This window comes from Aneurinibacillus tyrosinisolvens (genome assembly GCF_001015055.1).
GTDB lineage: Bacteria > Bacillota > Bacilli > Aneurinibacillales > Aneurinibacillaceae > Aneurinibacillus_A > Aneurinibacillus_A tyrosinisolvens.
In genome coordinates, this window is sequence record NZ_BBWZ01000005.1 from 119,904 (window position 1) to 132,343 (window position 12,440).

Annotated in this window: 14 protein-coding genes; 13 read left to right on the forward strand and 1 reads right to left on the reverse strand. The window is 47.9% G+C overall.

The genetic code is table 11. The annotated features are described in order from the left end of the window. Positions 1-12: 12 nt before the first annotated feature. Positions 13-789 (forward strand): RNA polymerase sporulation sigma factor SigG, encoded by a 777-nt coding sequence (gene sigG / locus MBEAL2_RS06770; protein ID WP_047151563.1) that lies wholly within the window; start codon positions 13-15, stop codon positions 787-789. A gap of 54 nt (positions 790-843) precedes the next feature. On the opposite strand, the gene MBEAL2_RS06775 is transcribed toward sigG, so the two are convergent. Further along, on the reverse strand, positions 844-1,629 hold the full coding sequence (locus MBEAL2_RS06775; RefSeq protein WP_047151564.1) for a basic amino acid ABC transporter substrate-binding protein: 786 nt from the start codon (positions 1,627-1,629) through the stop codon (positions 844-846). 187 nt (positions 1,630-1,816) lie between these two features. On the opposite strand from MBEAL2_RS06775, the gene MBEAL2_RS06780 reads away from it, so the two are divergent. From MBEAL2_RS06780 to MBEAL2_RS06840, 12 genes are all read left to right on the forward strand, one after another. Next, positions 1,817-2,113, forward strand: a complete 297-nt coding sequence (locus MBEAL2_RS06780; protein ID WP_047151565.1) for a YlmC/YmxH family sporulation protein — start codon at positions 1,817-1,819, stop codon at positions 2,111-2,113. A 54-nt stretch (positions 2,114-2,167) separates the two neighbouring features. Then, on the forward strand, positions 2,168-2,992 hold the full coding sequence (gene pgeF / locus MBEAL2_RS06785) for a peptidoglycan editing factor PgeF (RefSeq protein WP_047151566.1): 825 nt from the start codon (positions 2,168-2,170) through the stop codon (positions 2,990-2,992). Between the two features lie 9 nt (positions 2,993-3,001). After that, positions 3,002-3,694 (forward strand): YggS family pyridoxal phosphate-dependent enzyme, encoded by a 693-nt coding sequence (locus MBEAL2_RS06790; protein WP_047151567.1) that lies wholly within the window; start codon positions 3,002-3,004, stop codon positions 3,692-3,694. 26 nt (positions 3,695-3,720) lie between these two features. Then, the gene (locus MBEAL2_RS06795) at positions 3,721-4,155 is read left to right on the forward strand and encodes a cell division protein SepF (protein WP_047151568.1); all 435 of its coding nucleotides are present in this window, start codon (positions 3,721-3,723) and stop codon (positions 4,153-4,155) included. A gap of 18 nt (positions 4,156-4,173) precedes the next feature. After that, entirely contained in the window at positions 4,174-4,443 is a 270-nt protein-coding gene (locus MBEAL2_RS06800; RefSeq protein ID WP_047151569.1) for a YggT family protein, read from the forward strand. Between the two features lie 12 nt (positions 4,444-4,455). Continuing rightward, positions 4,456-5,226, forward strand: a complete 771-nt coding sequence (locus MBEAL2_RS06805; protein ID WP_047151570.1) for a YlmH family RNA-binding protein — start codon at positions 4,456-4,458, stop codon at positions 5,224-5,226. Positions 5,227-5,316: 90 nt separating this feature from the next. Next, a complete protein-coding gene (locus MBEAL2_RS06810; RefSeq protein ID WP_047151571.1) occupies positions 5,317-5,814 on the forward strand; it encodes a DivIVA domain-containing protein in 498 nt (165 codons plus the stop codon). Positions 5,815-5,984: 170 nt separating this feature from the next. Further along, the gene (ileS, locus tag MBEAL2_RS06815; protein ID WP_047151572.1) at positions 5,985-8,753 is read left to right on the forward strand and encodes an isoleucine--tRNA ligase; all 2,769 of its coding nucleotides are present in this window, start codon (positions 5,985-5,987) and stop codon (positions 8,751-8,753) included. Between the two features lie 19 nt (positions 8,754-8,772). Continuing rightward, positions 8,773-9,240, forward strand: coding sequence for a signal peptidase II (gene lspA, locus MBEAL2_RS06820; protein WP_047151704.1), 468 nt, complete (start codon positions 8,773-8,775; stop codon positions 9,238-9,240). Further along, positions 9,233-10,162 (forward strand): RluA family pseudouridine synthase, encoded by a 930-nt coding sequence (locus tag MBEAL2_RS06825; RefSeq protein WP_047151573.1) that lies wholly within the window; start codon positions 9,233-9,235, stop codon positions 10,160-10,162. The genes lspA and MBEAL2_RS06825 overlap by 8 nt, the downstream gene beginning before the upstream one ends. A 238-nt stretch (positions 10,163-10,400) precedes the next feature. Then, positions 10,401-10,970 carry a bifunctional pyr operon transcriptional regulator/uracil phosphoribosyltransferase PyrR gene (pyrR, locus tag MBEAL2_RS06835; protein ID WP_047151575.1) on the forward strand — a complete coding sequence of 190 codons (570 nt, stop codon included), beginning with the start codon at positions 10,401-10,403 and terminating at the stop codon, positions 10,968-10,970. A gap of 46 nt (positions 10,971-11,016) precedes the next feature. Next, entirely contained in the window at positions 11,017-12,399 is a 1,383-nt protein-coding gene (locus tag MBEAL2_RS06840; protein ID WP_047151576.1) for a solute carrier family 23 protein, read from the forward strand. The last annotated feature ends 41 nt before the right edge of the window (positions 12,400-12,440 follow it).

Sequence of the window (12,440 nt, forward strand, 5' to 3'; positions counted from 1 at the left end):
GAGGGAAAACACGTGACACGTAACAAGGTAGAAATCTGCGGAGTGGATACTTCCAAATTGCCCGTGTTAACCAACGTACATATGCGGGAATTATTTGTAGAACTGCAGAGTGGAAAGTATGCAGCAAGAGAACAATTGGTAAACGGAAATCTGCGTCTCGTACTTAGCGTAATCCAGCGCTTTAACAATCGGGGGGAATATGTGGATGACTTATTTCAAGTTGGCTGTATTGGGCTGATGAAAGCCATTGATAACTTCGATCTAAGCCAAAATGTTAAGTTTTCTACCTATGCCGTACCTATGATTATCGGCGAAATTCGCAGGTATCTCAGAGATAATAATCCAATCCGGGTCTCCCGGTCGCTGCGTGACATCGCATATAAAGCCTTGCAGGTGCGGGATACGCTGACCAACAAGAATTCCAGGGAGCCTACCATTATGGAAATATCCGAAGCATTGAATGTGCCGAAAGAAGATGTCGTGTTCGCGCTGGATGCCATTCAGGATCCGGTATCGCTATTTGAGCCGATATACCAGGATGGGGGAGATCCGATTTTTGTGATGGATCAGATTAGCGATGAGAAAAACAAGGATAGCCAGTGGACGGAAGAAATTGCGTTGAAGGAAGCAATGCACCGTCTTACGGATCGGGAAAAGTTAATTCTCTCCATGCGTTTTTTTGAAGGGAAAACCCAAATGGAGGTGGCGGAGGAAATCGGCATTTCACAGGCGCAGGTTTCCCGTCTGGAGAAGGCCGCCATCTCCCAAATGCATAAATATGTACAATAAAAAATAGAAAAGACAAAAACGCACTCAAGCCGAGTGCGTTTTTACGTGTTCTTCTTATTTGCTGAAATGCCTGGCGTAAATTTTATCGTATGTTCCGTTTGCTTTAATCGTCTCAAGCCCTTTGTTAAGCTTGGCAAGAAGTTCTTTGTTTCCTTTCTTTACGGCGATGCCATATTCTTCCTGCTGTACTGTTTTGTCTTCGATGATTTTGACATTCTTCAAATTGAATTTATCAATAAATTTTTTTACGACTGCATTATCGGCAACGACTGCATCAATTCTTCCATTTTGCAAATCCTCAACTGCTCCTGCAATCTCCTTATACCCCTTTAATCCACTGTAGCCTTTACCCAATGTGTCCTCAATTAGGAAAGCACCGGTCGTTCCCGATTGTGCACCAATTTTCTTTCCTTTTAAATCGGCAACCTTTGTTACCGTGCTGTTTTCTTCTTTCACTAGAATAACTTGTTTGGCTGTAAAGTAAGGGGCAGTAAAATCGAATGACTTTTTACGGTCATCCCGAATGGTAATTCCCGCAATACCGACCTGGACAGACCCATTCTCAAGCCCGTTCATCATGGCATCCCACCCGGTATTTTTAACCTCTACATTCATGCCCTGGGATTCGGCTACAGCTTTGATTAAATCAACATCAAATCCTTCTGGTTCACCTGTGGGGGACATAGATTCAAATGGCGGAAATGATGCGTCAGTCCCCACTGCTATTTTTTGTCCGCTTACACCAGCTGATGACACGCTTTTTTCTTCTGCTTTATTCCCGCATCCTGCTATGATAACCACAAATAGTAGTAAAAATAAGGAAAGAATTTTTTTGTTCAAGGTATGTCTCCTCCTGTTGCATTCATTTATAATTTTGTTTATTAATAAACTTTATTGCATAAGTATACGACGGTGTGGATTGATTGGCAAGAGAAAAAATGAAATCGGGTGTTTTAGGACATTTCTTAAAATTTGTACATATAATAGTTACATACACAACGTTCGGGGAAGAGTGGGGTGATGAAGAATGGTAAAAATATCAGAGTTTCAAATGAAGGATGTTGTCAATGTGCTGGATGGGAAAAACCTGGGGCAAGTTTCGGATCTGGAGATTAACACACAGCTTGGCCGAATTGAATCGATTGTTGTACCCGGGAAAGGCAACGGTAAATTTTTTGGCTTTTTTGGCGGGGGCGAAGAAATTATGATTCCATGGCGCAACATTGTAAAGATCGGCAAGGACGTCATCCTTGTCCGCCTTGATGAAGCGTTTCCTTTAACCGACCCGGAAAAAGCCCAGGGGGTATACCGCCCGCATGCGTGATTATCTTTTCTTATCTTGTAGGGAATGATAAGATGCTTATGAGGAGGGGATCGTATGGAACCGTTCAAATCCGGTAAACATGAGAACATAATGCGTATTTCCGACTGGGAAGCGTGCTGGCCTGAACTGACCGCAGGGTTTTCTACACGCCGGGGAGGGATTAGCCGCTATGAATATGAAAGCTTGAATTGCGGGCTCCATGTAGGAGACAATGCAGAAGACGTATGGATGAACAGACAGAAGCTGGCGGAAGCGGCCGGATACCCTTTCTCTGTTTGGACGTGTGCGGAGCAGGTGCATGGAAGCAATATTCGAATTGTGACTGAAGAGGAAGCAGGATTGGGAAGAACGAGGCAGGAGGACGCGATTAAAGAGACCGACGGACTGCTGACCGACAGGCCGAATATATTCCTCGCCTCCTTTTATGCCGATTGTGTCCCGCTCTTTTTTTATGCGCCCGGGTGGCGTGTCATTGGGGTCGCCCACGCAGGCTGGAGAGGGACAGTGGAGCGCATTGGGCAAAAGATGGTTCAAAGGATGATACAGAATTGGGGACTCGCCCCGGCGGATATTTATGCGGCGATTGGGCCATCCATTGGCAGCTGCTGCTACGAGGTAAATGATATGGTTGCCGGCCGCGTCAGAAATGTGCTGCATACAAAAGCGCATCTTGTATTAGAGCATACAAAAGAAGATAAATATATGTTAAATTTACAGGAAACAAATCGAATTTTGCTCGAAGAGGCAGGAGTTTTGCCGTCTCATATCGAAGTCAGTCATTTATGTACAAGTTGTCGTACCGATCTATTCTTTTCCCATCGAAAAGAAGGGGGAAAAACCGGCCGTATGACCGCATTCATTGCGTTGAAAGAGGGGTAAGGATAACTGTTGTCATATATTCAGGAAAATCTTCGGGAAATCCGGCGAAACATCGCTGAAGCGTGCGGCCGTTCCGGACGCTCGCCAGACGATGTCGAGATTGTTGCTGTTACAAAATATGTGTCACTTGAAACAACCAGGGCTGCTCTTCAGGCAGGCATTGGGCATATCGGAGAAAGCCGTGCCCAGGATGCCGTCCGAAAATGGAACGAGCTTGGTGACTCGGCTGTCTGGCACTTTATCGGAAACCTTCAAACAAATAAAGTGCGCGAGGTTATTGGGAAATTTACTTACCTTCACTCGCTGGACCGGCTTTCCCTTGCCCGCGAATTAAACAAGCGCGGGGAGCAGGACGGCATTGTAACAAGGTGCATGATACAGGTCAATATATCCGGGGAAGAAACAAAACATGGATTAAGTCCGGAAGAGGTATCGGATTTTATCGAAGAAATCAGCTCGATGCGCCAGATTCAGGCGGTGGGCCTAATGACGATGGCACCGTATGTAGACGACCCGGAAGAAACCAGATGGATATTCCGCGGCTTGAGGCAATTGCGCGATGAGCTGCAGCGCCGGGATATACCGCACGATCCTTTGCATCATTTAAGTATGGGAATGTCTAATGATTATCAGATAGCCGTAGAGGAAGGCGCTACTTTTATTCGATTAGGTTCCACGCTTGTCGGTGATGAAAGAAGCTAATTTTGCAAAAGAGGAAGGCGATTCGAATGGGCGTCGTAAATAGAATCAAAGAGTTCTTCGGGCTTGGCGGCGAAGAAGTGTACGAAGAAATTATCGATGAACCGGTGTATGAGGACGAGGAGGAAGAGTACATAAAGCCCAGGAAAACAAAGCAGGGCGGCAATGTGGTAAGCCTTCACGCAGTAAAGGAACAAGCACCGCGCGTTATGCTGATTGAACCGAAGTCTTATGAAGAAGTACAGGAAATCGCGGATCAGCTTTGTTCACGGCGTGCAGTCATTATCAACCTGCAGCGGGTACCCTCGGAACAGGCGAAACGGATTGTGGACTTCCTCGGAGGGACCGTCTATGCTATTAACGGGGAGATTCAAAAAATTGGGCATAAAACATTTTTATGTGTTCCGGAAAATATGGAAATGCAGGGAAATATTACGGAACTAATGTATGAAGATAAAGGCTAAAACAGTCGAGGTGAAGAAATGGTTCAATTATTAAATCTAGTTTCGTATGCGTTTAATATTTATTATTACATGATTATCATCTATATTTTTATGTCGTGGGTACCTCAGGTTCGTGAAACCTCGTTTGGCCAGTTGCTCGGCCGGCTTGTTGAACCGTACTTGCAAATTTTCCGCCGGTTTATTCCTCCGCTCGGGATGATTGATATTTCACCGATTGTTGCACTTGTAGCATTGTATTTCGCCCAAATCGGTTTATTCAGTATTGTTACCATGCTCGTCAGCGGGTAATGGTGAGGGGATATGAGTTTATATCATCATTTTAGACAGGATGAACACCCCTTTGTAGAACGCGTTCTAGAGTGGACGGCAAGAGTAAGCGGACGGTACGAGAGAATCCTGACGGATTTTCTCGACCCGAGGCAGGCATTTATTGCCCGGTCTCTAGCGCAGCGGGAAGCAGGGGTTTTTTTCGCGGAGTATGGAGGGTACGGCCATGCCGAGAGAGTGCGGGGGATTTTTTATCCGGAATATATGGAGCCGGACCCGGGCAATTACGCACTTGCCCTGCTGACAATAAGGGGCAGCAATCAGTTTCTCAACCTTGAGCACCGCGATTACTTGGGATCGCTTCTCGGTCTGGGGATTAAGCGGGAGAAGTTCGGGGATATCCTTGTCCACGACAGCTATGCCCAGATTATCGTTGCCCGGGAAATCACTGATTATGTTCGCCTGAACCTCACGCAGGTTCACCGGGTACGGGTAACCGCCGAGATAAGCGAACCTGAACAGGTGGCTGTGCCCGCCCAATCGTTTCGCCGACTTTCCTTTACAGTGCAATCACCTCGTGTAGATGCGATTCTGGGGGATGTTTTTCACCTCTCAAGAGCGAAGGTCGTACCGCCGATTCAGAATGGACGGGTGAAAGTGAACTGGCGTGAAATCAATGATCCATCCTACCGGCTTGAAGAAGGAGACGTTGTTTCCTTTAAGGGATTTGGGCGTTTTAAGGTGGCTCTGATTGGCGGGGAAACGAAAAAAAGGACGGACAAAAATCGAGGCAGATGTTTATGATTGAGTACCGTGTATTAATTTGAAGAATGGGCAGGGATTATGTTTAATATTGTCGAATCTACACGTTTAAGACTAGAGGAGGTGGACCCGGTGTCACTCACGCCATTGGATATCCATAATAAAGAATTTAGCCGCTCCTTTCGCGGTTATGATGAGGATCAGGTGAATGAATTCCTTGATCAGATTATTAAAGAATTTGATCTTATGCTGAAGGAAAAACGAGAGCTGGAAGAGCGGACTACAACGCTGAACGAGCGGCTTTCCCAGTTTGCTAATATTGAAGAAACCCTAAAAAAATCGCTTGTGATCGCCCAGGAAACCGCAGACGAAGTGAAAAGCAACGCGCGCAAAGAAGCGCAGCTCATTATAAGAGAAGCGGAAAAAAATGCAGATCGGTTAATTAACGAAGCTCTATCGAAATCCCACAAGCTCGTTTCAGAAATTGATGAATTAAAAAGACGGGCCACTGTTTACCGGATGCGCTTCCGTTCGATCCTTGAAGCTCAATTAGAGATGCTTGATAACGGGGATTGGGAAAACTTTGAGAAAATCGAAGAAGATTTAAGCAAACCGGTGGGCGAAGCATAAAGGACGAGCATAAAAAGTTGACGTTTGGTCAATGATTGTTCTATACTTTTTTAAATACGGAAGACTTCTAAAGGGATATTACGTAGCCTTCTCGTCCCGTGCACTATGGGCCGGGAAGGCTATTTTCTGGTTATAAGCCGAAGAAATTACATAGTAGGAGATGAACGAGCATGGACTATGGAAAGACGTTAAACCTGCCGAAAACAGAGTTTCCGATGAGGGGGAACCTTCCGAAACGTGAACCGGAGATGCAGCAGTGGTGGGATGAAATAGATGTGTACACAAAGGTACAGGAGAGGACCAAGGGACGCCCTCAGTTCATTCTGCATGACGGCCCTCCATACGCAAACGGTGATATCCATATCGGGCACGCGCTCAACAAAGTGCTGAAAGATTTCATCGTGCGCTATAAATCAATGGCAGGCTTCGATGCCCCTTATGTACCGGGCTGGGATACGCATGGGCTTCCGATTGAGCACGCTATCATTAAAAATGAAAAGATTGACCGGCATAAAGTAGGCGCTGTAGAGTTCCGTGAGCGATGCGCTGAATATGCCTATTCTTATGTAGAAAAGCAAAAGGGCCAGTTTAAGCGCCTCGGTGTTCGAGGGGACTGGGAGAACCCATACATTACGCTGCAGCCTGAATACGAAGCCCGCCAGATTAAAATTTTCGGTGAAATGGCAAAGAAGGGTTATATCTATAAAGGGCTTAAAGCTATTTACTGGTCCCCTTCTTCCGAGACGGCGCTGGCGGAAGCGGAAATTGAATACCAGGATAAACGTTCGGCTTCTATCTATGTAAGTTTTGAAGTAGTAGATGGAAAGGGCAAGCTGGCCGAAGGCGATAATGTTGTCATCTGGACAACGACCCCGTGGACCATCCCGGCGAACCTGGCGATTGCGATCCACCCTGATTTCGAATATTCACTTGTAAAGGTTGCGGACAAACGTTACCTGGTTGCTTCCGGTCTGTTGGAAAACGTTGCGAAAACAATCGGGTGGGAAGATTATTCCGTGGCAGCGACATTCAAAGGGGAGGAACTGGAAGGCGTTGTGTGCCGCCATCCGTTCTATGATCGTACCTCACCGCTGCTGCTCGGTGAGCACGTTACGCTGGAAGCTGGAACCGGCTGTGTTCATACCGCACCGGGACACGGGGAAGACGACTTCATTCTCGGCCAGAAATACGGTCTGGACGTTCTTTGCCCTGTTGATGAAAAAGGAATGATGACGAAAGAGGCCCCTGGTTTTGAAGGCCTGTTCTACGATAAGGCAAACAAAGTGATTGCGGAGAGATTGAAAGAAGTCGGCGCTTTGCTGCACATAGGTTTCATTACACACTCCTACCCGCACGATTGGCGCTCGAAGCAGCCGATTATTTTCCGTGCGACAGAGCAGTGGTTCGCCTCGATCGAAGGCTTCCGCGAGCAAATGCTGAAAGCAATCAAAGAAGTGAAATGGGTTCCACACTGGGGGGAACAGCGCCTTCATAATATGATTGCCGACCGCGGAGACTGGTGTATTTCCCGCCAGCGTGCATGGGGCGTTCCGATCCCGATTTTCTACTGCCGGGATTGCAATGAACCGCTCATTAATGATGATACGATTAATAAAGTGTCGGATATTTTCCGTGCGGAAGGCTCTTCTGCGTGGTTTGCGAAAGACGTTTCCGAACTGCTTCCTGAAGGCAGCACGTGCCCGAAATGCGGCGGGAAGGAATTCCGTAAAGAAACGGACATTATGGACGTCTGGTTTGACTCCGGATCAAGCCATGATGCAGTGCTCAGAGGGCGTGACGGTCTTTCCTGGCCGGCTGATTTATACCTTGAAGGTTCTGACCAATACCGCGGGTGGTTTAACTCTTCTTTGTCTACATCCGTTGCGGTATACGGACAGGCGCCGTATAAAGGGGTGTTAAGCCATGGATTCACGCTGGACGGAGAAGGACGCAAAATGTCCAAGTCAGTCGGAAACGTTGTCGTACCTCAGCAAATCATGGACAAACTGGGCGCAGACATCCTTCGTCTCTGGGTTGCTTCTGTCGACTACCAGGCCGATGTGCGTATTTCGGACAACATCCTCGCCCAAATCGCCGAGGTATACCGGAAAATCCGCAACACGTTCCGCTTCCTGCTGGGGAACCTTGAAGGATTCGATCCGGCTGCTGACCGTGTGGCCTATAACGAATTAGAAGAGCTTGACCGATATATGATGATCAAGAACCAGCATGTCGTAGAAAAAGTGCGGAAAGCATACGATGAGTATCAATTCCACACGGTGTACCATACGGTTCACAACTTCTGCACAATCGAACTCAGTTCTTTCTACCTTGATATTTCAAAAGACCGCCTGTACGCGGACAAAACGAAATCTGCCAGCCGCCGCTCCGCCCAGACGGTGATGTACGATATTCTCGTTAACCTCGTTCGCCTTGTGGCGCCGCTCCTCCCGCATACGGCGGATGAAGTGTGGAAGTTTATTCCTTCTGCCGAAACGGTGAGTGTACAGCTTGTTGATATGCCAGAAGTGAAGCCTGAGCAATTCGACAGTGCACTGGAAGCGAAATGGGATCGCCTGGTTGAAGTTCGTGATGAAGTGTTGAAAGCCCTTGAAGAGGCGCGCCGTGATAAAGTGATTGGCCAATCGCTTGCCGCCGCTCTTGACATCTATCCGACAGCGGAAGTAGGAGAAGCTCTTCAAGCGATCGATGACTTGAAGGAGTTATTTATCGTATCCCACATTCACCTTCATGGTGTAGAGGAGACGGCTCCTGAGAACGCTGTTGCGCTGGAAGGCCTTTCTGTTATTGTTACGGCTGCACAGGGCGAGAAATGCGAACGCTGCTGGAATATTACACCGGATGTAGGCAGCGATGCGGAACATGCGACACTTTGCAGCCGATGCGCTGAGGTGTTAAAAGAAGAAGTAGAAGCATAGAGCGGGGATAGATAAAGTGATTTATTACTATGGAATTGCCGTTATTGTTTTTTTGCTTGACCGCTTCACGAAGTGGCTGGTCGTGACAAAAATGGAGTATGGCCAGTCCATTCCACTCTGGGAAGGTGTGTTTCATCTCACCTCCCACCGCAACCGGGGTGCGGCGTTTGGCATCCTGCAGAACCAGCGGGCGTTTTTTATCATTATTACGCTTGCGGTTGTGATTGGAATTGCCTGGTACCTGAGGAAGGTAGCCGGGCGCCAGACCCTCGTTTCATGGGCCCTGGCGCTTATCCTCGGAGGGGCAGTCGGGAATTTCTATGACCGTCTGCTTACGGGGGAAGTTGTAGATTTTCTGCACTTTGTGCTCATTAACTTTCCGATTTTTAATGTAGCTGATTCGGCGATTGTCGTTGGCGTAGCGCTGTTCGTTATCGATGCGCTGCGAGACTTAATGACGGATGGACGGGATAAAACATATGGATGATAGGCAGCGATTTGAACGGTATGATTGGGTAATCGAACCGGAGGATGCCGGAGTTCGGATTGATAAATTTCTTGCTTCTATCCAGGAGGATTGGTCACGCAGCCAGCTGCAGGGGTGGATTAAAGACAATCTTATTTCCGTAAACGGCAGCTCGGTCAAAGGAAACTATCGCCTTCAGGAAGAAGACGAGGTAGTGCTTACTGTACCGCCTCCGGAGAATCTCGATGTGGAGCCGGAAAACATTCCGATCGATATCGTGTATGAAGATCGTGATGTTGTGGTCGTGAACAAGCCGCGCGGCCTCGTCGTACACCCTGCACCCGGCCATTATTCGGGGACGCTCGTCAACGCTCTTCTTTACCACTGTAAGGATTTATCGGGAATTAACGGGGTACTGCGCCCGGGGATTGTCCACCGGATCGACAAGGATACATCCGGGCTTATTATGGCGGCAAAAAACGACAAAGCGCATGAATCGCTTGCGGCCCAGCTTAAAGAGCATTCGGTAACCCGGCGCTACGTGGCGCTTGTCCATGGCGTAATCTCCCATGAGAAAGGGACGATCGATGCTCCAATTGGCCGCGACCCGAAAAACCGCCAGCAAATGGCCGTTGTGTTCGATAACAGCAAGCCTGCTGTTTCGCACTTTGCTGTATTGGAGCGCTTTAAAGATTTTACGCTTGTTGAGCTAAAGCTTGAAACTGGGCGGACACACCAAATCCGGGTGCATATGAAATATATCGATCACCCGCTGGTCGGGGATCCGAAATACGGCCCGAAGAGCGATTTTCCGATTGAAGGGCAGGCGCTTCATGCCCGTGATTTAGGCTTTGTTCATCCGGCAACCGGGGAATGTTTAGAATTTCATGCACCGCTGCCTGAAGATATGGAAAGAATCATTGCCAGGCTGCGGCAGGCATAAAAAACACAGGTTGACATCATTGTCGCTTCGTGTCATAATTCATTTAACTACAAAGAAACCTTTAATTCGGTCCAGAGAGGCTGGCAAGGAAACCGGGAGATTCGGTGACAGAATAAGCAGGTGTTTACGTGCATACGTATACCTTCTTTCTGTGTACCGAACCGAAAAGCTTTCTGCCGCTGGCGGAAAGCTTTTTTTTTGATAAAGTAACCTTGCGATTGTAATAAGGAGGGAAACCATGGCGACGATAGATGGATGGAAAGAAAAAAATGTCCTGCTTGATGAAGCGGCCATGCGCCGGGCACTGACCCGGATCGCCCATGAAATTATCGAGCGGAATAAAGGGATTAAAGATTGCGTGCTTATCGGCATTCGCACACGCGGAATCTACATTGCACAGCGGCTGGCGGAAAGAATCCTTCAAATCGAAGGGGAGCAAATTGCCATTGGCGAGCTTGATATTACGCTGTACCGGGATGATTTAACCCATAAAGATAATCAACCGATTATTAATGGGAGTCACATTTCAGAAGATGTAAATAATAAGAAGGTAATTCTTGTTGATGACGTATTATACACAGGCCGGACCGTGCGCGCCGCGCTTGATGCACTCATGGATATCGGGCGGCCTGAGCTCATCCAATTGGCCGTGCTTATCGACAGAGGGCATAGAGAATTGCCGATTCGCCCTGATTATGTCGGCAAGAACGTGCCGACCTCGAAGGAAGAAATTATTACGGTTCAGCTGCAGGAAGTTGATGGCAGGGAGTGCGTTAGTATTCTTGTGAAAAACGAGGAAATCCAATAAAACCTTTAAAACAGTCCTGAGAGACTGACAAGGGAGGAGAATGGAAATGAAAAAAGATTTTATTGATGTTAATGAAAATGTACCGATTCACAAATTGCTGCCGCTGAGCCTGCAGCATTTGTTCGCCATGTTTGGCGCAACCGTCCTTGTCCCGCTTCTTACAGGGCTGGATGTATCCGTTGCCCTGCTTACAAGCGGGATTGGAACGCTCCTGTTTATACTCATTACAAAAGGAAAATTGCCCAACTACCTCGGCTCCTCCTTCGCCTTTATCGGGCCTATCATTACAGTAACGAAGAGCCAGGGCGTAGGCGCGGCGATGCTCGGGTGTTTGCTCGCAGGCGTGATTTACCTCATTGTGGCGCTTATTGTAAAATCGTCCGGCGTGAACTGGCTGAATCGATTGCTTCCGCCAGTCGTTATCGGCTCGATTATTATCGTCATCGGCTTAAGCCTTTCAGGTGTCGCTGTCGGCTGGGCGTTGAACAATCCACTGGGTGACCCGGCTAAACCGGACTATTCGCTTGCAGCGGTTGAAGTTGCCTTCGTAACGCTTGCTACAACGGTGATTGCAACAATTTTCTTCCGCGGTTTTCTCTCGGTTATTCCCGTGCTTACCGGCATGGTTGTCGGGTATGTTTATACGGCGCTTCGCCATCCTGAGTGGATTGATTTAGCAAGTGTGCACAAAGCTCCAATGTTCATTACGCCGCAAGCATGGATGAATGAGCACTTCGCAACCGGACATGTCATCGACGCGTTTTCTTCACCGTCAGCCTGGATGGCCGCGCTCATTATTGCGCCGGTCGCTTTGGTCACGCTCGCCGAGCACATCGGGCACCTGCTCGTTACGGCGAATGTAATGAACCGTGATTTAATGCGTGACCCTGGACTGCACCGTTCGCTCATGGGTGACGGGATTGCCGTCATTATCGCTTCTTTCCTTGGCGGGCCTCCAAGCACAACCTATGGTGAAAACATCGGTGTCCTTGCCATTACGAAGGTGTACAGCCGGATGGTTATCATCGGTGCCGCCTGCTTTGCCATTCTATTCGCTTTCATGGGCAAAGTCGGAGCCTTTCTCATGACCATTCCAAAGCCGGTTCTCGGGGGTGTAACGATTGTCTTATTCGGCATCATTGCTGCGCAAGGGATGCGGATGTATGTAGAGCATAAAATCGACTTCTCTCACAAACGGAATATGGTCATTTCTGCTATCGTACTCGTTACCGGAATTGGCGGATTTAAACTGGATTTGCACGAAATAACTTTCAGCAATTTTATTGCGCACCTGACAATTGACAACATTGCCATGGCTACCTTCCTCGGTGTATTCCTGCATGCGGTGCTGCCCGGGAAAGAAGTGGCGTTTGGTGAAGCGAACGAACAATTAACTGCAAAAGCAAATGCAAATGCAAAAATATCATAGCAATCCTTTAAACACAGTCCTGTGAGGCTGGTAAGGATGCC